Origin of the sequence: Methylomonas sp. HYX-M1 (assembly GCF_040741385.1) — a bacterium.
GTDB lineage: Bacteria > Pseudomonadota > Gammaproteobacteria > Methylococcales > Methylomonadaceae > Methylomonas > Methylomonas rhizoryzae.
The window spans coordinates 2,847,884-2,874,409 of record NZ_CP160405.1 but is presented as its reverse complement, the minus strand read 5'-3'; the positions used below and the strand labels follow the sequence as shown (position 1 = coordinate 2,874,409).

The following is a 26,526-nucleotide window of genomic DNA, read 5'->3' as shown; positions in this document are numbered from 1 at the left end:
TTTTCCGATAGCCGATGTTCGATCCAAGTCGTATCGATTCGAACATCGGTCAAAGTCGTTGCATCTTTTCCCCTCTTTTTAATCCCTCCTCAAGCTTGTGCTCTGCTGTTTGAGCGCGGCGCTTTTTAAATTCGCAGCCAATCTTGCCGGCTGACCGGCTTTGTAGTCCGAGCAAATCAACCGGCTATGCCGGTTTATATGCACCCTCAAGCGGCTTTGTCCGGGCTTTGCGCCCGCATGGCATAACGGATTCGCGTTTGGCACGTATTCCGCTAATAACCCGATCGGATGACATCGGTGGAACCGTCTCCGCCGGTTCCGGACAACTTGCATTTGTTCGACGCCACCGCTCAGTTTGTGTAGGCCGCGACAAAGGAGGCTCAATGCGAAAAAAAATTTTGGAATGCATAAAAACAGTGCCGCTTTTCGGTTTGGCGTATGTGCCGATAGCCCAAGCACTGACCGACGATATGGGCGGGACCTGGTCCTCTTTAACCTTGTCCGGCAGTTTGCATGCCGTGTCGGCTAACTTGGCGGATGTCCGTTGGCTACTGATGGAACAAGCGAGGACCCGGGACGATAACCCGGAGGGTATGCGCTTGGCGGAAAATTTAGCGTTTGCGCAGATAGGTTATGGGTTAAATCAACACGCCAGTGTTTGGCTGGGCTATGTGCACGATTGGGGGCATCCGCTGGGTAAAGCGTCTTATCAGGAAAGCCGGCCCTATCAAGATTTTTTATGGAATTCCTCTGCCGATGCTTGGCGTTTTACCAGTCGAACTCGATTGGAAGAACGGGTGCGGCAGGACTGCGGCGAGTTGGGTATCCGGCTTCGGCAGCTGGTGCAAGTCAGTTATCCCTTGGCCTGGATAGACGATAAACTCAGCGTTTATGCGGGTGACGAAACCCTTTGGTATCTGAACGGCAACGATTACGGCAGAAGCGGTTTTAGCGAAAACCGAGCGTTGGGCGGGGTGAGCTATCAATTCGACAAGGCGCTGGGTGCGGACCTCGGTTATCTGGGGCAATATGTCTATAGTTTGCCCGGCCTCGACAACGTCTTTACCCACAATGTCCAATTCAACCTGCGCTACCAATTTTAGCGTTAACCAGGCTTGTTAAAAGCGTATGCCGCCGGCGGTAAGGCGCTCGACGCAGCGTCCATCCAAATCAAAATGACAAGAAGGCATAGCCGCCAACCGAGAGCAGGCCGACCGCGATGATTTTAGCTTTGTCCAGCGCCGATTGTTCGCTCCACGCGTAAGCCAGGCTGGATTTTTTTCGGGTAAGGTAACAGCCGAGCCGGTAGAACGCGTCGGCCAGTTTACCGGGAAGCGTGCGCCAGATTAAATAGCCTAGTGTCAGTCCGGCAAGTAAGGTGAGATAAAACAGCAGCATCTCGGTTTGCCGGCTGTCGGTGGCCAGCGTCCGTTCGATGGCTTTATATAAATGGAATTGGCTGGATTCGTAAGTTGCGAGGGCTAAGTCGATCAGGCTTTCTATCGCGATTTCCGCAACCGAATAGAGATAGTCGGCGGTATCGATAGGAAAAAGCAGCACGATCAACAGGCAAGCACTCAACAGGCTGCGGCGCAACCATTGAAATCTTTGGTGGCGGCGGACGTAACGCAGCAACACCTCGCGGTCGCCGGTAGCCAGGTTGACGAATTGTGCCCCGACCGTATAAGGATAACGGTCGAGTTCGAACGGGTTGCTCGGTTTGCAATAAATCACCCGGCAGCAGGTGACGATGCTGGTCTGCGTACTCAATAGAAAAATCCGCACCCGCAACATGTCGCCGGGGTACAAGGGTTGCTCGCAGGTAAACGCGACGCCGTTGCTACTGATATTGACGCGCAGAGTGTCGTTTTCCTTGGCTTTGGAATTAGGCAAAACAGGGATTGGCGGGTATGCGCTTACCGCTGGCGGGAGCTGTTCCGGCTCTTGTTCCAGCTTGCTGAAAATCAAATGGGCTTGATCATAAACCCGGTAAGCAAGCCGGCGATTAATCGTTTTGACAGGTTCTTTGCTCATGGCAATCGCGTCCGAAATTAACAGTAGCCTCAACAGTGTAAGCGGCATGCTCACCGGATGGTCGTTTACCGAGCGTTAGGCTGTCGGGTTGTTACGGATAAAAGCTTCGATCATGCCGGCAAATTATAGGCTTTAAAATCCGAAAGCCGAGCGGCTCAGGCGTCGCTCGACGATTCCAGCATCTCCTTGGCGTGAGCCAAGGTGTTTTCGGTAATGGTGACTCCACCCAGCATGCGGGCAATTTCCTCTACCCGTTCTTGTTCGTTCAAACGTTTTACCGTCGAGGCAGTGACTTCCGCCCGTTGATTTTTGGCGACGAATAAATGTTGATGGGCTTGGGCGGCGACTTGCGGCAAATGGGTGACGCACAACACTTGCCGGTTGGCGCTTAGCCGGCGCAACTTTTGGCCGACGATTTCGGCGATGCCGCCGCCGATGCCGCTGTCGACTTCGTCGAAAATCATGGTCGGGGTGGTTTTATCGCTGCTGGTGGTGACCTGAATCGCCAAACTGATGCGCGACAATTCGCCGCCTGAGGCGACTTTTGCCAGGGGTTTGGCCGGCAAACCGGGGTTGGTGCTCACCAAAAACTCTATCGTGTCCCAACCGTTCAGTTGCGGTTCGCGATTTTGCAAGGGACGTAATTCGACTATGAACTCGCCGTGCGGCATTCCGAGTTCTTTGATAGTGGCGGAAATGCGTTGCTGCAGTTCGGCGCCGGCCCGCGCCCGACTAGCCGAGAGTTGTTGCGCCAATTGGGTATATTGCGCTTGCAAGCGGCTGCAGTCTTGCTGCAAGGCTTCGATGCGCTCGCTGCTGTGGCTGATGCCGTCGAGTTCCGCGGCCAACTCGTCGGCCAATTGCGGTAATGTTTCCGGTTGGACTTTATGCTTGCGGCTTAAACTCTGGATGACGCCCAGCTGTTGTTCCAGCCAACCCAAGTGTTGCGGGTCCGCTTCTTGGTTGTCTAAAAAACGCCGCAGTTGTTGGCTGGCTTCCTGAATTTGGATGTCCGCTTCGGTCAGCAATTCGACCAGCGGCTGCAACTCGCCGGCGTACCGGCTTAAATCGCTCAACGCATGAAGCACATGCGCCAGCATATCGGCCACGGATTGCTGATCGTTGTCGTACAAGATTTGCAATTGTTGCTGGCCCTCGCTCAGGATTTTGCCCAAATTAGCCAGTTTGCGGTGTTGCTCGGTCAACGCGGCATAGTCGAATTGTTGCAGATCTAATTGGCGCAATTCGTCCAATTGATAGCGCAACAGTTCTTCGCGCTCGGCTTGGTTGCTGCCGGTTTTAAGTAACTGCTGCAGGGTTTTGTGCGCGTTTTTCCAGGCGGTTTGACAATCGTTGAGCGCGTGTAAAAGCGCTTGATGGTCGGCGAAATCGTCCAGCAAGCGCCGTTGGGCTTCGCTGTCCAGCAGGGTCAGATGGGCGTGTTGGCCGTGAATCTCCACTAACAGCCGGGCCAGAGCCTGCAAGGTGTGTAAATTGACCGGCCGATTGTTGATATAGGCTTTGGAGCGGCCATCTTCGCCGACCGTCCGGCGGATTAAGCACTGGCCGTCGTCGTCCAGCTCGTGTTCCGCCAGCCATTGACCGGCCAACGGCGCATCGCTCAGGTCGAATTCGATGTTGATTTCCGCGCGCTTGCAATGGGGGCGCACATAGCCGGAATCGGCGCGGTCGCCCAAAGCCAGTCCCAAGGCCGTCAACAAGATGGATTTTCCGGCGCCGGTTTCCCCGGTCAATACCGACATGCCGGGGTCCAAATCCAGATCCAGTTGATCGACGACGGCTAAATCGATGATGTTCAGATTTAAAAGCATGACTTAAGCGGGGTTGCCGCCGCTCCAATTCAATTTGCTGCGCAAGATGTGGAAATAGTCGTGGTCTTTGGGATGCAAAATAGTAATGGTTTTTTCGGCCTTTTCGATCAGAATTCTGTCGCCTATCGATACGTCCGGAATTTCCAAATGGTCGCAGGTGACCAAGGCGTTGATTTGCCGGGTTTGGTTGAAGCGAATTTCGATCACGGCGTCGTCGGCGATGACTATAGGCCGGTTGGACAAGGTATGCGGATTCAAGGGGACCAATACCAAGGCGTTCAAGGCGGGATGCAATATCGGACCGCCGGCGGACAGCGAATAAGCGGTGGAGCCGGTTGGCGTCGCCACGATCAAGCCGTCCGAGCGCTGAGTATTCAGGTAAACGCCGTCGATGCTGGTGACGATTTCTATCATGCTCGGCGTGACCCAGCGGTGAACCACAACCTCGTTCACCGCGGTTTGCCTATGGATCACCTGGCCGTCGCGGATGATGGAGGCTTGCAACAAGCAGCGGCGTTCGGTCAAGAATCGCCCGGATAAAATTTGTTCCAGGCGGTTGCCCGATTGGTCGGGGGAAATATCGGCCAAAAACCCCAAACGCCCCAAATTCACGCCGATGAGAGGGATTTCAAAATCCGCCGCGGCACGGGCTGCCGCCAAAAAAGTGCCGTCGCCGCCGACCGCGATGATCAAATCGCAATGTTGGGGCAACCGCTCCATGTGGAGGCCGCTGATGCCGGCTTCGGACAACAAGTCGGCGCTGTGATTGTCCATGACGACTTCATGCCCCCGTTCATGCAAAAAACGGAACAAATCGGCTAATGCGGAAGAAATGCCCGGATCGCCGAATTTGCCGATGATGCCGATACGGGGGAAGGTTAGGGACATGTCGTGTCAGAGCGGGTGCGTCGGTTGAAAGTGCGCCGGATTATACAAATAAAACCGTAGCTGGCTAAGGGCAATATCGAAAGACTGGGTGGGCAATAGCAAGCGGGGGCGCGCCAAACACCGAGTGGTTACATCAAAGTCACGTAGCGGCGCCGCTCCTACCAACTACCTTTCATTTGCCGGGCCTTCATGCGCGTTAGGTAAAAATCCGCCGAAGAAGTTGATCGGTAAGCGAGGCCGGCTGAAGGCGGAGCAGGCTGCTGCTCTAAACTGGATTTCTGCGCGCCGGTGCGGGTAGAATGCCGCGCTTTGAAAGCAAATTAGTTAACATTTTGTCGAATTGACGATTGCGGTGATGAAAGAAGTGTGGCGCGGTTTGACCGGTAACCGGATTGCGGGGCAGCGTTCCAGCGGACGCAGCGTTGCTTACCGTGCTGCGATTTTGTTGTTGGCGGCGGTACTGCTCGCCGGTCGGTTGATGTCGTTGGACGGCGTAGGTCTCAGTAGCGGTTTCTCGCATCCTTTAACCGGCTGGGACCACGTGCTGACCATGTTGGCGGTCGGCGTCTGGGCCGCTCAGTTGCGCGGTCACGCCGTTTGGATGCTGCCCATGACCTTTGTCGGCGTGATGAGTTTGGGCGGTTTTGCCGGAGCGGCGGGTTTTGCGTTGCCCAATGTGGAAAATATCGTGTTGTTGTCCTGCGCCGCTTTCAGCATGTTGATCGTGCGCAATGTACGGTTCAGCAACCGGACGAGTGCGGTTATCGTGGCGTTTTTCGCGTTTTTTCACGGTTTTGCCCACGGCCAGGAGATTTCGGCTTCTGCCGGTTTAATTTCTTACACGGCAGGCTTCATGTTGGCGACCTTGTTGCTGCATGGAGCCGGAATGTTGGTGGCGAAGTTGCTGGTATTGGCTGTTGGTTGCTTGGTGACGGTTTTGTTTTCAGGGCCCGCCTTAGCTAAAATCGCGCAGACTCAGTTTCCCGAGCGAACGGCGCAGGTTTCGCCGGCCGTTCGCGTGGATCAAAACGTCGACTATTTTGCCTTGTTTGCGCAGGTCCGGGGTTTTCCGGCTATGGCCGATGCAGGATTTTCAGCTCCCGGGTTTCAGCGAGCAAGTTCCCATTTCGAGATTCCCGAAACGTTGCAGGCCGAGACGCCGCAAGGCAAAGCCGCAGCGGGAACGGCGGCGGCGTCCGATCATCCGGCCCGGTTTCAAGCCGAGCGCGGGGGGAGCGAGGCGGTCTATTGCCAATTAACCGCCTTGAATGCAAGGATCGACTCGGCCGATACCCCGGGCATCGAATTCAAGCGTTATTACCCCACTATCAACGCGACGCCAGGAAAAAGCGCGCGTAGCGATGCGGTTGGTCAAACCTCTCCGCCGCTACTATCCCTTGCCAATCCCATATGTCCTCCCGTTGTTACCCCGCCGCTTCCTTTTTTTGTCGAAGACAGTGTCGTTCAAACGCCTGCAGTCTTCGGTTGTTCTCCGTGTACTTCAGTCGCTAGCAACGCCGCTGCGCCGCTGCAGTTAGTTCGTAGCGATCGCGACGCCGACTTTTCCTTATCTGCCGCCGGCTGTGCATCCGCCGATTTCGACGCTTCATCCCTAGTTTTTGCGGGTCCGGCTGCCGGTGCCAATGGCGCTAATCGCATGGCACTCGCTTACGCCTATCGTCAATTCGCCTCGTCCGGCTGAAACGGCGGCCATTTTTTATCACAGCATTTTTCTCAATCGGATCGAAGATCAAACCATGAGGGCATCATGAGCAAAATTTATACACATTCCGCTTTCAAATTGACGCCGTTAGCGCTCGGCTTAGGCCTTGCACTCGGCGCGTTTTCCGGGGTGGCCGGCGCGCACAACGTAGAAGAGTTGGACACCGTCGAGGTCGAAGAGGGGCGCGGCAAGGATTTGATCGGCATCGCCGAAACCGCCTCGCAAGGCGAAGTCAGTCAAAAACAATTCGAGTACCGGCCGTTGTCGCGCAATGGCGAATTGATAGAAGTAGTGCCGGGGGCGGTGGCGACCCAGCATAGCGGGTCCGGCAAGGCCAATCAGTATTTTTTGCGCGGGTACAATCTGGATCACGGTACCGATTTCACCACCTATGTCGACGGTATTCCGATGAACATGACCACTCATGCGCACGGCCAAGGCTATATGGATTTGAACAGCATCATTCCGGAACTGGTCAGCAAGGTGGAATACGGTAAAGGCCCGTATTATGCCGAGGTGGGCGATTTCTCCGCGGCCGGTTACGCCAAGATGTTTACCATGAACAAGTTGGAGCAAGGCTTGTTGAAATTCACCGCCGGCGAGTTCGACTATTACCGCACCTTGGCGGCGCATTCATCCAAGGTTGGCGACGGCGATTTGTTATATGCCGGCGAATTCAATTTATATAACGGTGTCTGGCAGGTGCCGGAAGATTCGCAAAAATTCAACGGCATGTTGAAATACACCTTGGATCAGCACGATTGGGGCTTGTCGATTAACGGTAAGGCCTACAGCAATAGTTGGACCGCGACCAACCAGATTCCGCAATCGGCAATCGATAGCGGAGCGTTGGGTTTGTACGGTTCTATGGATCCGAGCGACGGCGGCAAGAGCAACCGCTACAGCTTGTCGGCGAATTTTTGGCAATTCGGCGACAATTGGAAAAACGACGCCAACTTGTACACGCTGTATACCGATCTGGATTTATATTCCAACTTCAGCGGCTTTACCAGCGGTCCGCAAGGCGATCAGATTCTGCAAACCGAGCGGCGGGTGCAAACCGGCGGCAATATCGAGCATACCCGCTACAACAAATTACTGGGCTTCGAGATGGATAACAGCGTCGGCCTGCAATTTCGGCACGACGAAATCATGGGCTTGGGTTTGTACCATACCAGCCAACGGCAAATCCTCGATACCGTCAGCTTGAGCGATGTCGGGGTAACGACTATCGGTACCTATTTTAAAAATCATACCCATTGGCACGAAAAAGTGCGCACCATTGCCGGCTTACGCGGCGATTTCATCAACAACGATGTGAATGTGCGCGATACCGGCAGCGGCTTGGTCAGCGTCAATTCCGCCAATTCCGGCAGCCGCGGCAAGGTAATGGTCAGCCCCAAGCTTAGCTTGGTGTTAGGTCCCTGGTACGATACCGAGTACTTCTTCAATATCGGTTACGGCTATCATTCCAACGATGCCCGCGGCACCACCATCCGGTTCGAGCCGACTACCGGGGCCGCCCTGGGGAGCGAGCAGGCCCGGATTACCCCGGCGGCCTGGTCGCGCGGCGGCGAATTCGGCATACGCACCAATTACGTGCCTGGCTTGAATAGCACCTTCGCGTTATGGTGGTTGGAGTCCAGCCAGGAATTGGTGTTCGTCGGCGACGAAGGTACCACCGACGTCAACCGCAAATCCCACCGCTACGGCGTTGAACTGACCAACTATTACCAGCCTACCGATTGGTTGACCCTGGACGCCGATTACGCCTTGACTACCGCCCGTTATGCCGACGACGGCTCGTCCGTACCCAATTCGGTCGGTAGGGTGATCAGTACCGGGGTAACGGTGACGGCGCCTAACGGTTTGTTCGGGACCTTGCGTTTTCGTCATTTCGGCCACGTGCCGTTGGACGAAGCCGGCCAGTATTGGGCCGGCGATACCAATATCGTCAATTTGGGTGCCGGCTATAAGCAAAAACGCTACAAATTGGAATTGGACGTATTCAACTTGCTGGGTTCGGAAAGCAGCGACATCGCCTATGCCTACGATTACCAGTATCCCAACGCTGCGGGACCGCAATCCGGCATCTTGCGCCACCCGGTGGAACCGCGCATGGTCAGAGGTACGGTGACCATTAACTTTTAAACCGCATATCGGTTTTAGGACTTCAGCCAAGGTTATGTCGGTGGGCCGGCGTTTACGATCCGGTTCATCGCAGCTAGGACGGTATTTAAGGGGTTGGGTTAATTCTATGGTGCGAATTCGGGGGATGGGTTGCAGGGTGCTCCAGCTTATCTCGGAGCTGTGATGGCCTGAAACGAAAGAAGAGGTAGGAGCGACGCGAGTCGCGATTCGACGCCGCAATTCGTGACTCGCATCGCTATCCGGAATGGCTGAATAGTTACCTACTTGTATAGAGTGGATTGCATGCCATGACTATTTGCACCATGGATGTGCGGTTTTAGCCCGAAATGATTCAATCGTGTGCGAAAGCCCACTGTTGTAGCGAAATTTACACAGTTCCGGATGGAGCGTTTTTAGTCCTATTCATGGCGTTGTTATATAAATAATTGATTATTATCATTTTATTTTTTTGAAAATAATTGGCTGTTTTGAGTTGGCATCTCCTTTGCTAAGTAAAGGTCATAGCCCCAATGGTGGGGGCGACACCTGCTCGTAGTCGAGCAAACCGGACAAAGGCGTCTGTCGTGTGTGAGAAATCTCATATCGCGGCGACGCCTTTTTTATTTTCCGCTTCTTCGCATAGGACCACCCTCAATGATTACCAACAAAACGTTTGCTCCGAAGAAACTCTTGCTGGCGATGTCCGCAGCCTTGTCTGCGCTGACTTTTTCTACCAATCTGCTAGCTGCCGGCAGTTTGGAAAAAGAAGACTTGAAATTCGGTTTTATCAAGTTGACCGACATGGCGCCGTTAGCGGTAGCCGCTGAAAAAGGTTTTTTCGAACAGGAAGGTTTGTTTGTGCAATTAGAAGCTCAGGCGAACTGGAAAGTGTTGTTGGACCGCGTGATTAACGGCGAGCTGGACGGCGCGCATATGTTGGCAGGTCAGCCCTTGGGCGCGGCAATTGGTTTCGGCACCAAATCGGACGTCATCACCGCGTTCAGCATGGATTTAAACGGTAATGCCGTGACCGTTTCCAACGATATTTGGAATCAGATGAAAGCCCACATCCCTATGGAAGGCGGCAAACCTAAACACCCGATTAAAGCCGATTCGTTGAAACCCGTCGTCGAAAAATTCAAATCCGAAGGCAAGGCCTTCAATATGGGCATGGTGTTCCCGGTTTCCACCCACAACTACGAATTGCGCTATTGGTTGGCGGCCGGCGGTATCAAACCCGGTTTTTACGCACCGCCGCAAGAAACCGTCGGCCAAATCAGCGCTGACGCGTTGTTGTCCGTGACTCCGCCGCCGCAAATGCCGGCAACCCTGGAAGCCGGAACCATCTACGGCTATTGCGTCGGCGAGCCTTGGAACCAACAAGCCGTTTTCAAAGGCATAGGCGTGCCGGTGGTCACCGACTACGAAATCTGGAAAGACAACCCGGAGAAAGTGTTCGGCGTGACCCAAGCTTGGGCGGATAAATATCCCAACACCCATAAAGCGGTGTTGAAGGCCTTGATCCGGGCGGCCATGTGGCTGGATGCCGAAAACAACAAAAATCGGATGGAAGCGGTCGAAATGTTGGCGCAACCGCAATACGTCGGTGCCGATGCCGAGGTGTTGGCCAACAGCATGACCGGTACCTTCGAATACGAAAAAGGCGACAAACGCCCGATGCCGGATTTCAATACGTTCTTTAGAAATAATGCGACCTATCCGTACTACAGCGATGCGATTTGGTACTTGACCCAAATGCGCCGTTGGGGACAAATCAACGAATTCAAACCCGACAATTGGTACATGGAAACCGCGAAAAAAGTCTATCGCCCGGACCTCTATATGGCGGCGGCTAAAGAACTGATCGCCGAAGGCAAAGCCAAAGCCGGCGATTTTCCGGCGGATTCCGAAACCGGCATCAAACCCCCGCAAAAAGAATTCATCGACGGCATCGTTTACGACGCCACCAAACCGAACGATTACCTGGCTAAATTCGCTATCGGCTTGAAAGGTAAACAAAAAGTAGTAGACGGCAAAGTCGTCGAATAACCAACTCTGGTGGGTGCTCGCGACAGGATGTCGGTTGGTGCAGGGATGCACTTTTTTCCCGCCTCGACATGTTTTTGGGTAAATCACTATGACTAACAAACTGATCAAATTCCTGACCATAACCGGCCTGACCTGGTTTGTGCCTTTGGTTAAAATCGCGGCCGGCGAAAACCCTGCGCAACAAATTCGGCAATTGTGGCTGATTATGGGGGTACCGCTGATCGCGTTCATGCTGTTTTTAGGCATGTGGAGCGTGTCGGCCGCCAAAGTCAACACCAGTTTAGGTACGATACCGGGACCGGTTGCCGTTTGGCACGAAGCCGGCGGACTGGTCGACGAGCATTATGTGGAAAAAGCCAAGGAAGAGGCTTTCTATCAACGCCAACAGGAACGCAATCAAGCCAAGCTGGCCGAGGATCCGAACGCCGAAGTCAAAATTCGCCCGTACACCGGCAAACCGACTTATTTGGACCAAATCGGCACCAGCTTGGAGACGGTATTTGCCGGGTTTCTGATTGCCAGTCTGATTGCGGTTCCGCTCGGCATTTTGTGCGGCATGAGCCCTGTCATCAATACCGCCATCAATCCCTTGATTCAGATTTTCAAACCGGTATCGCCGCTGGCCTGGTTGCCGATAGTCACTTTGGTTGTTAGTGCGGTTTACGTGACGACCGACGATTCCTGGTTCGCCAAATCGTTTGTGACCTCGGCCATTACCGTCACGTTATGTTCGTTGTGGCCGACCTTGATCAACACTGCGGTCGGCGTTTCTTCTATCGACCGCGATTTGGTCAATGTCGGCAAGGTCTTACGTCTGGATTGGCCGACCCAGATCAAGCGGATTATTTTACCGTCGGCCCTGCCTTATATATTCACCGGCATGCGCTTGTCATTGGGGGTGGGTTGGATGGTGTTGATCGCCGCGGAGATGCTGGCGCAAAACCCCGGCTTAGGCAAATTCGTATGGGACGAATTTCAAAACGGCAGTTCCAGCTCGCTAGGACGCATCATGGTGGCGGTGTTCACCATAGGCATCATCGGCTTCGTCCTGGACCGCATCATGCACTCTCTGCAAGCCGTATTCTCGTTCAGCAAAATCTGAGGGACGCGCCATGACAGCAGCACCGGCAAAAGTAATCAATCTAGCTATGCATAAACAAGAATCGACCGTGAAACCGGCCCGGGACCTGCGCCCCTCGCTGATGCAATTGAACAATGTCTGTAAATCCTACGGCGAGGGAAAAGAGCGGGCGTCCGTGTTAAAAGACATCAATTTGGACATCAAGGAAGGTGAGTTCATTGCCATCGTCGGCTTTTCCGGTAGTGGAAAAACCACCTTGGTATCGTTAATCGCCGGACTGATAGCAGCCGATCGCGGCGAAGTCTTGAAAAACGCTAAGCCGATCAGCGGGCCGGGTCCCGATCGCGGCGTGGTATTTCAAAACTATTCGTTGATGCCTTGGCTGACGGTATACGAGAACGTTGCCTTGGCGGTCGACGCGATTTTTAAAGATTGGACGCCGCGGCAACGCCGGGAACATACCGAAAAATACGTCAAGATGGTCAACCTGGGACGAGCCATGGACAAACGCCCGGCCGAATTGTCGGGCGGTATGCGGCAACGGGTGAACGTGGCCAGAGCCCTGGCGGCCAATCCGGATATTTTGTTGCTAGACGAACCCTTGAGCGCGTTGGATGCGTTGACCCGCGGTAACTTGCAGGACGAGATTCTGCAGATTTGGGATAAGGACAAAAAAACCGTCATTTTGATTACCAACGACGTCGACGAAGCCATTTATATGGCCGACCGGGTAATCCCGTTGAACCCCGGTCCGGACGCTACCTTCGGACCTAGCTTTTATATCGACATCGAACGGCCGCGCGACCGCACCGCCCTTAACCATAACGAAGAATTCAAGCGCCTGCGGGCGCAAATCACCCGCTATTTGATGGACATCGGCATGGAGAAAGCGGCCGAGACCAACGATCAGATCGCGCTGCCTAACGTCAGGCCCAACACCAGCAACGACTGGAAGTCGGACACCTCGGCCTTGAAACCGAGTCAGGAAGACTTGGGCAGACCGCGTTATCTGGAATTTTCGCAATTGTCTAAAATCTATCCGACCCCGGACGGCAACAGTACCGTAAAAGTGGTGGACGGCTTCGATTTGCGGATGAAAAAAGGCGAGTTCGTTTCGATTATCGGCCATTCCGGTTGCGGTAAATCGACAGTGCTGTCCATGACCGCCGGTTTAAACGAAATTTCCGAAGGTGGAATTATTTTGGACAACCGGGAGATTACCACCGCCGGCCCGGACCGCGGCGTGGTGTTTCAGGCGCCCAGTTTGTTTCCCTGGTTGACCGCGTTCGAGAACGTGATGTTGGGCGTGGACAAAGTCTATCCGCATGCGACTAAGGGCGAACGCATCGACATCGTCGAATATTATCTGACTCGGGTCGGTTTGGCCGACGCCATACACAAGAAAGCGGCCGACATGTCCAACGGCATGCGGCAGAGGGTTGGTATCGCCCGCGCTTTCGCACTGTCGCCCAAGTTGTTGCTGCTGGACGAACCGTTCGGCATGCTGGATTCGTTAACGCGTTGGGAACTGCAGGAAGTATTGATGGAGGTGTGGGAGCGTACCCACGTGACCGCCATCGTGGTGACCCACGACGTCGACGAAGCGATATTGCTGGCGGACCGGGTGGTGATGATGACCAACGGTCCGCGCGCCAAAATCGGCAAAATTCAACCAATCGATCTGCCTAGACCGCGCAGCCGTAAAGCCTTACTGGAACATCCCGATTATTACTACTACCGGGAAAGCTTGTTGACGTTCTTGAATGAATGCGACCACACACACTGATTTTTTTCGTTCTTACCAAGGGGGCCGTATGCCAAAACCACTCAAATCCTTACCCGGCCGATTAGGGCCGACTGCATTGTTGGCCATGCTGGCCGCCGGATCGGCGCAAGCCGATTTCACCAAGGAAGTGGAAGATGCCTTGAATTTTTACCATTACGGTAATAACGGTGCGATCAAAATGGATTTGAACTATCGCTGGGAAAACGTAGACCGCGACGCCGGCAAGGACCAAACCGCCAACGCCAATACCGCGCGCTTGCGTTTGGGCTTGTTGTCGCCGACCTTTTACGACTTGCAAGCCTATGCGGAATACGAAGGCAATTACGCGTTGCAAGAGGATTACAACAGCGTCGTTAACAAGAAAACCCAATATTCTACGGTGGTGGATCCGGACATCAGCGAATTGAACCAATTCTGGTTGAGTTACAAAGGCATAGCCGATACCTTAGTCAAAGTGGGCCGCCAGCGCATCAAATTCGACGACGACCGTTTTATCGGTAACGTCGGTTGGCGGCAAATGGAAATGACCTACGACTCCATCCTGGTCACCCATAAAAACCAAACCCTGTTCGGCTTGACGGTCAATGCCGGCTACATCGATCACGTACAAAATATTTTCGGTCAAACCGACGACATTAACGCGCCGATCTTGAACTTGAATTACAAAGTGGGCGATTGGGGGAATCTGATCGGTTACGGTTATTGGTTGGATTACCGGCAAAAAGAAAACTTCGGTAAGTCTTCGCAAACCTACGGCTTGCGTTTCGACGGTAAGTCGCCGCAGTTCTTCGATACCGTCAACGCCGTCTACACGGCCGAGTGGGGTAAGCAATCGGATTATGCGGACAATCCCAAGCACTATCAAGCGGACCGCATCAACTTGATGGCGGGCTTGAGCGCTTTCGGCTTGACCGCGTCCGGCGCGATCGAGCAATTGAACGGCTTTGGCGCCGGTAAAGCTTTCCAAACCCCGCTGGGCACCAACCATGCGTTCCAAGGTTGGGCGGACTTGTTCCTGGTGACCCCGGCCGACGGTATTCGCGACGTGTTCGCCACCGTCAGTTATAAAATGATGAACGACAGTCTGATCCTGACCGGGGTTTACCACGACTTTTCCGACGACACCGGAGTCGATCAATACGGTAAGGAATGGGATTTTTCGGTGTTGAAAAAATTCGGCAAACACTATTCGTTATTGGCTAAATACGCCAATTACAACGCCGATACATTCGGAACCGATACCCAGAAAATCTGGCTACAAGCCAACGTTAGTTTCTAGTTTGACTTTCCGCTGCCGTTCCAGCCAAGCGAAGGCCATTGATAGGGCCGGTTGAAACATTAAGCCGGGTTTTTGAAATTCACCAGTAACTTTCGGTTCTTCCGCTCAAAAAGGGTGGGCGCGGTTTTTTGCGCCCATGCGGATTGGCACCGGGTATTGAGATGCCGCCCCGGCGCCCGATAAAACCGTAACGCGCTTTGGGAGCGTTGCGGTTTTTCAAGGGATAAGACGGTGAGTGCCGATTGTCCGGGGAACCATAGTGTGTCCGGCTTGGTGGTTCAATCGATGGGGCGCGGTACCGGGGGTTGTGCCGGGTCGTTTGCCGAGTCTTGCGAACGTTGCAGCCAATAGTCGAGGATACCTTCCAGCCGCATCACGTCTATCGGCTTGGAAATGTAATCGTTCATGCCGGCGGCCAAACATTTTTCTTTATCGCCTTCCATCGCGTTGGCGGTCATCGCAATGATGGGCAGAGGATGGGCGTTTGCCAGCCGGGCTTCTTTGTGGCGAATTGCCGTGGTGGCTTGATAGCCGTCCAGGTTAGGCATTTGGCAGTCCATTAAAATTAAATCGTAAATCCCTAAGTCGAACGCCGCCACCGCTTTCTCGCCGTTGTCCACTACATCGACGATATAGCCCATTTTCTTCAACGCCATGCCGGCCAGACGTTGGTTGGCGATGTTGTCCTCCGCCAACAACAAGCGGCCTTTGGTGGTCGCATTCTCGGTTAGCTTTAACTTGAGTTTCGGCGCGGCTGCTACTTTCGGTCTTGCTTGGGCTTTCAGGCGGCGTTCGAATTCCACCCAAAACGTGCTGCCTTGGCCCTCTATGCTGACAAAGCCGATTTCGCCGTGCATGGCTTCGACCAGCCGTTTGGTAATGACCAGGCCGATGCCGGTGCCTTCGATGGTGCCGCGTTCTTTGCCAAGCCGGTCGAACGAATTGAATATCCGGTGCTGGCGGTCGCCGGGGATGCCGATGCCGGTATCTGTGACGTTGATCCGAATGTTGTGGCCGTTGAATTGGTGACTGAGGGTCACGTAGCCGTTGGGTTTGTTGTATTTGATTGCGTTCGACAAAAAGTTGACCAGCACTTGGCGCAAGCGGGAATAATCCGCTAGTACGCCGATGTTGTCTTCGATATCGATTTGATTGGACACGGTAACGTCGTGTTCGCAGGCCAGCGGGGAGACGATGGCTAGGCTGTCGGTCAACACGGATTTCACCGTGACGGTTTCGATGAACAGTTCGGTTTTGCCGGATTCGATGCGGGCCAGATCGATCAAATCGTTAACCAGCGATAACAGGTGATAGCCGGCGCGTTTGATTTCGTTGGCTTGATCGCGCACGTAATCCGAATGCTGGGTGTCCAGACTCAGCAGCTGCGAATAGCCGAGAATCGAGTTCAACGGTGTTCTAAGTTCGTGGCTCATGCTGGCTAAAAACTCCGATTTGGCGCGGCTGGCTTTTTCGGCTTGTTGCTTGGCGAGGGTGAGTTCGGTAACGTCGCTGATGATGCATTGCGCCGTATCGGCTTGAATCGCGGTAAAGGTCAATTGCAGGCAAATGGGACGTTCGAGTAGTTTGACGGTATCGGTGACGGTTTGACCGGTTTTTAAACAGGTGTCCAGCGCAAGGTTCAGCTTTTCGGGATGATCGCAAGCTAAGGCGGTCAGGACTACGTTTTGACCTTGCAAGCCGGTCAGCCGCGCAAACGCCGGATTGTAAGAGCTGACGCTGCCGTGTCCGTCCAGTTGACAGATACCGGCGTCGGCATTATCGAAAATGGCGTGGTATTTCTTCTCGCCCGCTTCTCTTTGCCGGCGCAAGCTTTGTTCCGTTTTGACCGTAGACATCAAACGGCTGGCCAGGGCGTTGATGTCGTTGACCAGACTGCCGATTTCGTCGTCTTTATGTCCGGACGGAATCGCTAGCGTGTCGCCGGCGACCGCATCCATCGCGTGTAATTGGCCGGATACGCGTTTAATCGGTCTGATGATGATCAATGACACCATGGCTACGGCCACCAGGTTCAGTATCAACAGTCCGGCGATCAACAAGCCTTTTACGAAATAGACGTTACTTTGGGCGCGTTGATCTATTTCGACGAAATCGGGAATGATGGTGAGTTCGCCGACGGTCTGCTCCGGCGCGAATGGCGAAACGATGGCCCGTTTCAGCGGGGCCAAGGTTTCGGGAGGGGCTTGGGTAGGCGAAGTTCGAGACGCTTCGGCTAGAATTTCGCGGGTATCGCTGGTAATGATGGTGACGGCCGCGATTTCCCGGTTACTCAGCAAGCCTTGAACGACTTCCGCGGCCAAAGGTTTATCCGAGAGATAGCAAGCGATACTGGCAGTGCGCTCTACGGTATCGAGTAATTCGGTCAAACGGGTATGCGCTTGACGGTAGGACAATTCGGAAATAACCCACGACGCGGACAGAAAAAAGCCGCCGCAGGTCACTAGCGAAGCCAATACTAGAATCAAAACGGTGCGGGCAAGTATGGTACGGGGTTTGAATACCGGCTTCATGGCATAGGCGGAGTGGGGAGTTCCAAGACGATTTTGATGCGTTTGTCGGTGCGCAAACGTTTGAGTGCGGCATCTAAATCCGCATAGCCTACGGCATTGGCGTTGTCGGCGACTTTGTCCAGCATGCGATCGGCAGTGTTGACGGCTTCGGGTGGCGACGTGCGTCCGGAAAATAACAAGCGCGCCCAATAAGCGTCAATCTCGGCCGGACTTTTGTTTACCAGGGCGCGATAAAACTGGGCTTTTTCCGGTGAGCCGGCGGGCAAGTCCAGCGGTAATGCGGCTTCGCCGTTTGGGAAACGCCGCAAACGGCCCATGTAGATATTGACGAGTTCTTCGCGCGCCAGCGCCGAGATGCCGGCTTCCGAGTTGACTATGACGGCGACATCCGCACAGACTGCATCGCAGGCTAAGCCGACCAAGGCAAAAACGATTGATTTCGGCAGTGTCACGGGCATGGAAGGCTTAGAATGCAAAGTCGAGGGCTAGCGACAACACCTGCATGCGTCCGTTCCAATCGCCGGATTCCCAGCGGTAGAGCAAACGTGAGTCCGGACTGCCTTGCATGACATCCCATTGCGCTTTTAAATCCATGCCCGGATAAAAGTCCCAGCGCAGCCCCAAGGTAAAGGTATGCTGATCCAGGCCGGTGCGAGCGATGGCGCTTTTCACCAAGACATCCAATCCGGCCGAGCCGGTCGAGTTTAGCCGGGCGGGAGTAGAACTGCTCCAGGATAAGCCGGCATAAGGGGTAAAGTCGCCCAGTCTATAACCGCCGAGCAAATAGCCCGATACGCTTTCTTGTAAAAAAGCGCTGTCCTGCTTGACGCCGCTGATCAGCAACTGGATTTGCAGCGGTCCTTCGTCGTAGATCAGACCGGCGGAAAAATGCCGCCCGGTGCTGTCCGCCGTGGCCAACGCATTGGCGGCTGCCAGCGCTCCGGGAGTGGGGGTGGTGCGCAGGACGTTTAGCAAGGTCTCGAACGAGCCGGGCAGATTGCGGCGGTTGTCGATTTGAAAATAGCCGAAGCGAAACTGCCAGCTACCGATGATGTAATCCAGGCTGCCGCCCAGAACCAAGGAGTTGTCGGATCTCCATGAGGGCGTCAGTTCCAGCGGGATTTTTTCATCGTTGAAACCGGCGAAAATTTTGCTGCGCAAGATACCGGAGCCTACAGGATAACTGAAGGAAGCGTCGACGCCGTCGAAGTAGTAATAGGGCACGCCGCCGTAGTAGTCTACCGAGGGGCGTATCGTGAGATTGGAATAACCGACCAAGCGCGAATCGGAGCGCATATAAAAATCCGTGCCTAAACGGCCGCCGCGCAAGTCCAAATCCGGACGCGGGGAATATCTGGCCAAAGCCCACATTAATTCGGGACGGTAGCTATCGTCGTAACGGTGCCGGCTGACCGCCTGGCTGACCAGTTCGAATTTTTCACCGAACTTCAGGTTGATTTGCCCGCCAATCAGAGAATCCACAGCCACCGACCATTGTCCTGCGGATGGCCCGCTGAGTTGAGTGACGTCCCGGATGAAATCGGCGTTGCCTTCCGGCACGTAAACCGTACCGCCGGTGCCGAAGGTGTGAAAAGAAAGCTGCGGAAGCTTCGGGTTGGCGTGAGCGTTAGACGTACCGATCAGACTGACGCAGCATAACATTGCCAACCGGTAGCGTCGCCAGTCTGCGCCGAGATTGGTAGCCGGGTTAAGTTGGCCTGGCGGGAGTCGTTGGAAATTGGCGGTCGGAAGCATGGTAGGCATTAACGATAACCCCATGAGTATATACGATGTCGTCCAACCCGGCGGTTTCTCATTGGGACCGGCAACCCGGACGCGGATGTGCTTTCGGGTGGACGCTGGATGGGCGGATTTGCTACAATTTTCCTCATTTTCGACGTTTAGCGCGTCGCTTCTCACGCATAATTTTTTACACTCACCCGGAGAATACTCTTATGGCAATTAAAGTTGCAATTAACGGTTATGGTCGCATCGGACGCAACGTGATGCGTGCATTGTACGAATCTGGTCGCACCAACGAAATTCAAGTCGTCGCGATCAACGACCTGGGTGACTCTAAAACCAACGCGCATCTGACCAAATACGATACCGTGCACGGCAAATTTCCGTTCGAGGTGTCCGTCGACGGCGATTACATCGTGATCAATGGCGATAAAATCCGGGTTTTCGCGGAAAGAGACCCTGCAAAGCTACCATGGGGCGAACTGGGTATCGACGTGGTGCACGAGTGCACCGGTTTCTTTACCAGTAAAGCCAAAGCCTCCGCCCATATCGCGGCCGGTGCCAAAAAAGTCATTATCTCCGCGCCTGGCGGTAACGATGTCGACGCCACCATTGTGTACGGCGTCAACCACCAAACCCTGAAAGCGTCCGATACCGTCATTTCCAACGCGTCCTGCACCACCAACTGCTTGGCACCTTTAGTTAAACCGTTGATGGACACTATCGGTGTTGATCACGGTTTGATGACTACCATTCACTCCTACACCAACGACCAAGTCTTGACCGACGTTTACCACAGCGACTTGCACCGGGCCCGTTCCGCTACTCAGTCGATGATCCCCACCAAAACCGGCGCTGCCGCGGCGGTAGGTTTGGTGTTGCCGGAAATGAAAGGCAAATTGGACGGTTTCGCGATGCGGGTACCCACCATCAACGTCTCCGTAGTGGATTTGTGCTTCCAAGCCTCGCGTAATACCAGCAAAGAAGAAATCGACAGCATTCTGAAAGAAGCGGCCGCCGGTTCCCTGAAAGGTATTTTGGCGGTCAACGAAGAGCCGTTGGTTTCCATGGATTTCAACCACAACCCGCATTCCTCCATCTACGAATTGGGCTTGACCAAAGTGACCGGCGGCAACTTCGTCAAAGTGTTGTCTTGGTACGACAACGAATGGGGTTTCTCAAACCGTATGTTGGATACGACTGTTGCATTGTTCAACGCTAAATAAAGGATTTACATGCTGTTACGAAGAACAAAAATCCTGGCTACGCTGGGACCTGCCACGGACAAGCCCGGTGTACTTGAGGACTTGTTCAAGGCCGGTATAGACGTTGTCAGGTTGAACTTCTCGCACGGTTCGGCGCAGGATCACATTAACCGCGCCAACCGTGTCAAAGAACTGAGTAAACAAACCGGCCGCAGGGTCGGCATCCTGGCCGATTTGCAAGGCCCGAAAATCCGCATCGAACGCTTCAAGGAAAACAAGGTTTGGCTGGAAGAAGGCCAGGCGTTTGCGTTGGACATCAATCTGGGCAAACTGGACGGCGACAATACCCAGGTCGGTATCAGTTACGAGCCGCTGGCGCGCGAAGTCAAACCCGGCACCCGCTTGTTGCTGGACGACGGACGGGTGGTGCTGGATGTGGTCAACGTCGAAAATAACACCCGCGTCAACACCACCGTGGTGGTGGGCGGCGATTTGTCCAACAACAAGGGTATCAACCTGTTGGGCGGGGGCCTGTCGGCGGCGGCTCTGACCGAAAAAGACAAGGAAGACATCAAAACCATCGCCATCATCAACGCGGATTACGTGGCGATTTCATTTCCCCGCACCGGCGCAGACATGAACGAAGCCCGTGCGCTGCTGGAAGCGGAAGGTTGCTATGCGGGTCTGGTCGCCAAGGTTGAACGGGCCGAAGCGATGGAAGTGATCGACGAAATCATCCTGGCGTCCGACGCCATCATGGTGGCGCGCGGCGATCTGGGGGTCGAAATCGGCGACGCCAACCTGCCGGCGGCGCAAAAATTGCTGATCCAGCGTTCGCGCGAGTTGAACAGGGTAGTGATCACGGCGACGCAGATGATGGAATCGATGATAGAAAACCCGATTCCGACCCGGGCCGAAGTGTTCGACGTCGCCAACGCCATCGTGGACGGCACCGATGCGATCATGCTATCGGCGGAAACCGCGTCCGGCAAGCATCCGGTCAAAACCGTGCAAGCCATGGTGCGAATCTGCCTGGAAACCGAAAAACAACCCAGCGTGACTCAATCCATGCACCGGATGACCGATAACTTCGCCCGTATCGACGAAGCGATTGCGATGTCGGCCATGTACATGGCCAACCATACCGAGATTGCCGGTATCGCCTCGCTGACCGAGTCAGGTTCCACGCCGTTATGGATGTCGCGAATCAGTTCCGATATTCCTATCTTTGCGTTCAGCAGTCATGAACGGACCCTGGGGCGGGTTACGCTCTATAAAGGGGTATTTCCTATTCCGTTTTCCCGGGAAGAGATGGCGTCTCCAAGCGTTACCCAATGTCTGATCACGGCGTTGAAAAAGCGCGGAGTGGTCAAGCCGGGTGATGCATTGATTCGAACCAAAGGCGATCTGACCGGCGCCAGTGGCGGAACCAACTCGCTAAAAGTCATCAAAGTCACCGAAGATTGAGTTTCCGGCACTGATTAACCGGTTTAGAGGGATGCCGCGTCAGCTGCATCCCTTTTTTGTGTCCGGCGTTTTCGAGGGTTTTATGCGGTTTCTAATTTCGCATAAGCCAGCATCAGCCATTTGATGCCGACATTGCGGAAATTGATTTGTACGCGTTCCTGTTCGCCCTCGCCCTCGGTTTGCAGCACCACGCCTTCGCCGAATTTTTCGTGTTTCACGCTTTGCCCCATGCGAAAGCGGCCGCCGGAAATGGCGGTTTTGCCGAGCGAAGAGTGGAATGCTGGAGCGGCGGGGCGGCTGACTTGGGCGCGCAAGCGGATTTCCTGCAGCGATTCCGGCGGAATTTCCCGTAAAAACCGAGACGGGGATGGGTAATTGTCTTTGCCGTATAAGCGCCGCGATTCGGCGTGGGTTAAATACAGTTGTTCCATGGCCCGGGTAATGCCTACGTAACATAAACGGCGTTCTTCCTGCAGCCGGCCGGGTTCGTCCACCGCTTGCTGGGACGGGAACAAGCCCTCTTCCATGCCGACCATAAACACCAGCTTGAATTCCAAGCCTTTTGCCGAATGCAACGTCATCAGCTGTACGCAGTCTTGGTCGGCTTCCGCCTGGTTTTCCCCGGCTTCCAACGCGGCATGGGTTAAAAACAAGTCGATTTCGCTGAGATTTTCGTCGTTTAAGCTATCGGCGTCGAACAGACGCGCCGCGTTGACCAGCTCCTCGAGATTTTCGACCCGCGCTTCGCCTTTATCCTGTTTTTCCTTTTGGTAGAGTTCTATCAAACCACTTTTCTCGACGACCAGCCGCACTGTTTCGTGTAGGGCCAAGCCGGCAATTTCGCCGGTCAGCTCCGCAATCAATTGCAGAAAACGTTTTAAAGCGCCGGCCGCGCGCGGTGGCAGACGATTCTCCGCAATCATCCGTTCCGCCGCTTGCCACAGCGACAGGTTGCCCGAACGCGCTAGTGTACGCATGTCGTCCAGCGTTTTCGCGCCGAGGCCGCGGGCGGGCGTATTGACCACCCGCTCGAACGAGGCATCGTCGTCCTTATGGCTGGCTAAGCGCAGATAAGCCAGGGCATTTTTTATTTCCATACGTTCGAAAAAACGCAAGCCGCCGTAAACCCGGTAAGGGATGCCGGTGGTCATCAAGCGTTCCTCGAATTGCCGGGATTGGGCATTGGAACGGTATAAAATGGCCGCTTCGCTACGCATGCCGCCGTCGTTGATCCATTGGCGAATTTTTTCGATGACGAAATAGGCTTCGTCTTGTTCGTTGAATGCCGAATACAGCGAGATTTTTTGGCCATCTCCGGCGTCCGTCCACAGTTCTTTACCCATGCGGGCGTCGTTGTTGGCGATCAGGGTATTGGCGGCTTTAAGAATGTGGCCGGTGGAACGGTAGTTTTGCTCCAGTCTGACCAGTTGGTGATCCGGGTAATGTTTGCGGAAGTTAAAAATGTTTTCGATTTTCGCGCCGCGCCAGCCGTAAATCGATTGATCGTCGTCGCCGACCACGAACAGATTGTTGTTACCCTCGGTCAACAGGCGCAGCCAGGCGTATTGTATGGTGTTGGTGTCCTGAAACTCGTCGACGTGCACGTGCTGGAAGCGCTGGCGGTAAAACTCCAGCAAGTCCGGGTTGTCGCGCAGGACTTCGTGCGCTCTTAGCAGCAGCTCGGCAAAATCGACCAGACCCGAACGTTCGCATAACTCCTCGTAGGCTTTATATAAGGACAGCATCTGTTGCTGAAAGAAATCGGCGCTGTCGTGCATATGACGAGCGCGCACGCCTTCTTCTTTCTGAGCGTTGATAAACCATTGCACCTGTTTGGCCGGCCATTTGCTATCGTCGATATTCAAGGTTTTCAATAGGCGTTTGACGATGCGCAGCTGATCGTCGCTATCCATGACTTGAAAATTATCGGGCAAGCGGGCTTGCCGGGTGTGTTGCCGTAACAAGCGGTGTGCCAAGCCGTGAAACGTGCCTATCCACATGGTGCGAGCGGAAATCTGCAGCAACTCTTCGATACGGCTGCGCATTTCGTTGGCGGCTTTGTTGGTGAAGGTGACTGCCAACAAGTGGTAGGGAGATAGTTGGTTGATTTTGATGTGCCAGGCGATGCGGTGTACCAATACCCGCGTTTTGCCGCTACCGGCGCCGGCCAGCACCAACATAGCTTGATTCGGAGCGGAAACGGCTTGGCGTTGGGCGTCGTTTAACGGGGCAATGATGCTGGAAACGTCCATTTCTATTGAGAGAATTCTATGAGCTGTGTATATTTGCGACTCTTGGCCGGAGAGCTTTGAATCGGGATATGTAACAAAAAATAAAACAGAGAGGGTCGAAAATGAATTTTGATTATAAACGCTTGACCAAATTCGAGTACAACATTGGCGGCAAAGACAAAAAAATTCGCATGGCAGCCGGTATCGTGCTGTTTGCCGTGTCCTTGTTTACCGCTAAAGTCTTACTGTTAATAGTGGGGTGCGCGCTGATTGCTACCAGCTTTTTCGGATGGTGTCCGGTTTATTCCGGATTCGCTAAAAATACCCTTGATCCCGAGGGTACAAGCGCTGCCGAACCGGCAGCCGAAGACAGTAGCGATACGCATTAATCGCATATTACCCTTGTCCCTGCTGCAAGCCCGTTGCGGCAGGGGCCGCTTCGAATTAGCGTCCCCCCGCTTGGCGGGACGTTGTCAACAAGTCTAGCCGCCTGTCTTTCTTTGCCGGTTCCTACCTCTTCATTCGTTTCAGGTTATCGCTGCTCCGAGATAGGCTGGAGCACCCGCTGAATATTTACGCCGCTTTACATTCAAATAACCGATTAATTTCGGGGATGTAAGAAGTAGGGCTTTCCGCATTTAAATTTCGGCAGTGGTGGGGTATTTGGCAGAGTTTTTGACGGTAGCAGGCTGTCACTAAGCCTGCGAGGCCGTATTCACTGCGCTTTCCGACAGATGCGGCGTTGCCGAATTACGAAGTGCTGAGAAGGGGGTATATGTATTTAAACTATGTTATTTGACTGATTTTAATTGAGCCATATCACTCATTTTTGTCGCGTTAGTCTTGTGTGTTATTTTGTTTCCATTTGTAAAACAGTTAATTAACATCTGGCATTTTTACTGCTGTAATCCCTAGTAGTCTTGTCACACTAGAGGATTAACATATGACGCAAGAACTGGTCGCTTCGAACTTAGCCGCTGCCGATTCCATGGGTACCGGCGCTTTATTACTCGGTGCGGGGCTGGCATTGACATCGATGATTTTAGTCCCGGCAATCGCCATGCGTCTGGGCTTGAGCGCTAGCTTGACCGGTGCCTTACGCATAGCGTTGATGAAAGCGTCCAGCAGGGCGGTGGCCAAATCCACGGCCGGTAATTTGGAACAAAAGCTATTGCGATAATAGAGTCGAGGCTACGTGAATTTCGAAACCGTCCGAATGGGGGCCTAAATGGTCCGCTCGGTTGTGTTGTTATTCAGGAAGGCTATAATGCGGCTGGAACGCTCTGGTTTTCCGGCTACTGTAAGTATTTCGAATAATTTGGCGATGAGTGATAGCAAAAAGCAGTGCGACTTGTGCGGGTTGAATGTGGAAGTCGATGGGTTTGAATTAAAAACCGTCGAAGGAGAAAAATGCTTTTGTTGCGAAGGCTGCAAAGGCATTTATCTGATGCTGCACGAGGAACAAATTATTCAAGAACAAGCGGGTAGCGAAAACTCTCCTGACAACAACTCCTGAGTATAGGTCTATATGGCACACAATCACGATTCCAAAAACATATCTATGGGTAAACAAGTCATGGCCGGCACCTTGGCAACGGCCACGGTATCTACCGGCAGCAAACTGATGGGCAAAGCCGCGAAACACCCGGCGTTAGTCTTCGGCTTGGGCGTGATAGCCGGTTGCTTGGTCTATAAATATCGTAAAGAAATCATTGCCAAAGCCAGCAAGACCATAGACGCCGGTAAGGATTTCGTCCTACACCAAAAAGAAAATCTGGAAGACATCGTTGCCGAAGCCAAGGAAGACTGATTAAGTTCGATTCGATCGTATTGATTCGCAATGTAGTTCTACCGGACGGGCGTATCTGAAATCAGGTTCGCCCGTCTTGCATTTCCGGTGTAGGGAATATGGCAATCCAAAAAGAATTCGTACTGCGCTACCGAGGGAGCGGGCATGTTCGTTTCCAAGTTCCTGCGCGCGCCACTCAAGCCAATGTTGTTCAGCTTATTACCGATAAGCTATGCGGTTTCGACGGTGTTTATCAAGTTAAACTGTTTCGCCGTTCCGCGAAGCTGGTTATTCGTTACGATGAAAAGCGTTGTAATTTCATTCAGTTGGCACGGCAACTCTCCGCCGCATTGACCGATCTGGAGCAGCAGGGTTGGTTTGATCCGCGTGCAGTCGTTCAATTGCAAAATAAATCCCGCTTCAACCTGAAATCCAAACTTAAAAACAGCCGGGTCAACCGCTGGTTGCACGCTAAAATCGTAGCCGCGCAAGAAACGGCGCAAGCCGCCAGAGTGCTTGGTAAAATCGGTACCCGGGGGCCTAAAGCCTTATTTAAAGACCCGGAAAAAGCGGTCATCGATTTTTTGAACGACATTTTGGTGTTGTACCTGATCAAAGTTCACTGGAACCGCATCACCCAACAATGGCTGGTCAAACCTATCGCCCACCGTTACGAATGGTTAGCGACTTTCTACATGTTCTTCTTGTTAGTTCGTTCGCGTAGGCCCAAATAACCCATCATCTTTCGATTCGCCGCT

The 26,526-nt window shown here is 53.7% G+C and carries 21 protein-coding genes; 14 read left to right on the top strand and 7 right to left on the bottom strand.

Features of this window, described 5'->3' with window-relative positions; all coding sequences use genetic code 11:
• Positions 1-383: 383 nt before the first annotated feature.
• Positions 384-1,103 carry a DUF2490 domain-containing protein gene (locus AB0A83_RS12975; protein WP_367154394.1) on the top strand — a complete coding sequence of 240 codons (720 nt, stop codon included), beginning with the start codon at positions 384-386 and terminating at the stop codon, positions 1,101-1,103.
• Between the two features lie 67 nt (positions 1,104-1,170).
• On the opposite strand, the gene AB0A83_RS12970 is transcribed toward AB0A83_RS12975, so the two are convergent.
• The 3 genes from AB0A83_RS12970 to AB0A83_RS12960 all read right to left on the bottom strand — a co-directional run bounded on the left by AB0A83_RS12970 (position 1,171) and on the right by AB0A83_RS12960 (position 4,754).
• Positions 1,171-2,034 carry a PilZ domain-containing protein gene (locus AB0A83_RS12970; protein ID WP_367154392.1) on the bottom strand — a complete coding sequence of 288 codons (864 nt, stop codon included), beginning with the start codon at positions 2,032-2,034 and terminating at the stop codon, positions 1,171-1,173.
• Positions 2,035-2,189: 155 nt separating this feature from the next.
• Positions 2,190-3,866 (bottom strand): DNA repair protein RecN, encoded by a 1,677-nt coding sequence (recN, locus tag AB0A83_RS12965; RefSeq protein ID WP_367154391.1) that lies wholly within the window; start codon positions 3,864-3,866, stop codon positions 2,190-2,192.
• 3 nt (positions 3,867-3,869) lie between these two features.
• Positions 3,870-4,754, bottom strand: a complete 885-nt coding sequence (locus AB0A83_RS12960; RefSeq protein WP_150049044.1) for an NAD(+) kinase — start codon at positions 4,752-4,754, stop codon at positions 3,870-3,872.
• A gap of 355 nt (positions 4,755-5,109) precedes the next feature.
• Here AB0A83_RS12960 and AB0A83_RS12955 point away from each other — a divergent pair, with 355 nt between their 5' ends.
• The 6 genes from AB0A83_RS12955 to AB0A83_RS12930 all read left to right on the top strand — a co-directional run bounded on the left by AB0A83_RS12955 (position 5,110) and on the right by AB0A83_RS12930 (position 14,802).
• The gene (locus AB0A83_RS12955; protein ID WP_367154390.1) at positions 5,110-6,456 is read left to right on the top strand and encodes a HupE/UreJ family protein; all 1,347 of its coding nucleotides are present in this window, start codon (positions 5,110-5,112) and stop codon (positions 6,454-6,456) included.
• Positions 6,457-6,522: 66 nt separating this feature from the next.
• A complete protein-coding gene (locus AB0A83_RS12950) occupies positions 6,523-8,628 on the top strand; it encodes a TonB-dependent receptor (protein ID WP_150049040.1) in 2,106 nt (701 codons plus the stop codon).
• Between the two features lie 633 nt (positions 8,629-9,261).
• The gene (locus AB0A83_RS12945) at positions 9,262-10,656 is read left to right on the top strand and encodes a CmpA/NrtA family ABC transporter substrate-binding protein (RefSeq protein ID WP_150049038.1); all 1,395 of its coding nucleotides are present in this window, start codon (positions 9,262-9,264) and stop codon (positions 10,654-10,656) included.
• An 88-nt stretch (positions 10,657-10,744) separates the two neighbouring features.
• Positions 10,745-11,758, top strand: coding sequence for an ABC transporter permease (locus AB0A83_RS12940; protein WP_367154389.1), 1,014 nt, complete (start codon positions 10,745-10,747; stop codon positions 11,756-11,758).
• A gap of 10 nt (positions 11,759-11,768) precedes the next feature.
• The gene (locus tag AB0A83_RS12935) at positions 11,769-13,523 is read left to right on the top strand and encodes a nitrate ABC transporter ATP-binding protein (protein WP_150049034.1); all 1,755 of its coding nucleotides are present in this window, start codon (positions 11,769-11,771) and stop codon (positions 13,521-13,523) included.
• A 28-nt stretch (positions 13,524-13,551) separates the two neighbouring features.
• Positions 13,552-14,802 carry an alginate export family protein gene (locus AB0A83_RS12930; protein ID WP_150049032.1) on the top strand — a complete coding sequence of 417 codons (1,251 nt, stop codon included), beginning with the start codon at positions 13,552-13,554 and terminating at the stop codon, positions 14,800-14,802.
• Between the two features lie 278 nt (positions 14,803-15,080).
• On the opposite strand, the gene AB0A83_RS12925 is transcribed toward AB0A83_RS12930, so the two are convergent.
• From AB0A83_RS12925 to AB0A83_RS12915, 3 genes are read right to left on the bottom strand one after another with little or no spacing between them, the layout of a single operon-like run.
• Positions 15,081-17,333, bottom strand: a complete 2,253-nt coding sequence (locus tag AB0A83_RS12925) for an ATP-binding protein (RefSeq protein ID WP_367154388.1) — start codon at positions 17,331-17,333, stop codon at positions 15,081-15,083.
• On the bottom strand, positions 17,330-17,785 hold the full coding sequence (locus tag AB0A83_RS12920; RefSeq protein WP_150049028.1) for a hypothetical protein: 456 nt from the start codon (positions 17,783-17,785) through the stop codon (positions 17,330-17,332). The genes AB0A83_RS12925 and AB0A83_RS12920 overlap by 4 nt, the downstream gene beginning before the upstream one ends.
• A gap of 13 nt (positions 17,786-17,798) precedes the next feature.
• Positions 17,799-19,097, bottom strand: a complete 1,299-nt coding sequence (locus AB0A83_RS12915; RefSeq protein WP_367154385.1) for a hypothetical protein — start codon at positions 19,095-19,097, stop codon at positions 17,799-17,801.
• A gap of 191 nt (positions 19,098-19,288) precedes the next feature.
• Between AB0A83_RS12915 and gap the strand changes: the two genes are divergently transcribed.
• Complete coding sequence (gap, locus tag AB0A83_RS12910; RefSeq protein WP_150049024.1) at positions 19,289-20,302, top strand: type I glyceraldehyde-3-phosphate dehydrogenase; 1,014 nt, start codon at positions 19,289-19,291, stop codon at positions 20,300-20,302.
• A 9-nt stretch (positions 20,303-20,311) separates the two neighbouring features.
• Positions 20,312-21,748 carry a pyruvate kinase gene (pyk, locus tag AB0A83_RS12905; RefSeq protein WP_150049022.1) on the top strand — a complete coding sequence of 479 codons (1,437 nt, stop codon included), beginning with the start codon at positions 20,312-20,314 and terminating at the stop codon, positions 21,746-21,748.
• A gap of 80 nt (positions 21,749-21,828) precedes the next feature.
• On the opposite strand, the gene uvrD is transcribed toward pyk, so the two are convergent.
• On the bottom strand, positions 21,829-24,000 hold the full coding sequence (gene uvrD, locus AB0A83_RS12900; RefSeq protein ID WP_367154381.1) for a DNA helicase II: 2,172 nt from the start codon (positions 23,998-24,000) through the stop codon (positions 21,829-21,831).
• 101 nt (positions 24,001-24,101) lie between these two features.
• Here uvrD and AB0A83_RS12895 point away from each other — a divergent pair, with 101 nt between their 5' ends.
• The 5 genes from AB0A83_RS12895 (at position 24,102) to AB0A83_RS12875 (ending at position 26,502) form a co-directional block, all read left to right on the top strand.
• Entirely contained in the window at positions 24,102-24,368 is a 267-nt protein-coding gene (locus AB0A83_RS12895) for a DUF2892 domain-containing protein (protein ID WP_367154379.1), read from the top strand.
• Positions 24,369-24,922: 554 nt separating this feature from the next.
• A complete protein-coding gene (locus tag AB0A83_RS12890) occupies positions 24,923-25,159 on the top strand; it encodes a hypothetical protein (protein ID WP_150049016.1) in 237 nt (78 codons plus the stop codon).
• Positions 25,160-25,246: 87 nt separating this feature from the next.
• Positions 25,247-25,495, top strand: a complete 249-nt coding sequence (locus tag AB0A83_RS12885; RefSeq protein ID WP_332095485.1) for a metal-binding protein — start codon at positions 25,247-25,249, stop codon at positions 25,493-25,495.
• 45 nt (positions 25,496-25,540) lie between these two features.
• Entirely contained in the window at positions 25,541-25,789 is a 249-nt protein-coding gene (locus AB0A83_RS12880; protein WP_232056648.1) for a hypothetical protein, read from the top strand.
• A gap of 98 nt (positions 25,790-25,887) precedes the next feature.
• Positions 25,888-26,502 carry a hypothetical protein gene (locus AB0A83_RS12875; RefSeq protein ID WP_150049013.1) on the top strand — a complete coding sequence of 205 codons (615 nt, stop codon included), beginning with the start codon at positions 25,888-25,890 and terminating at the stop codon, positions 26,500-26,502.
• Positions 26,503-26,526 lie beyond the last annotated feature (24 nt).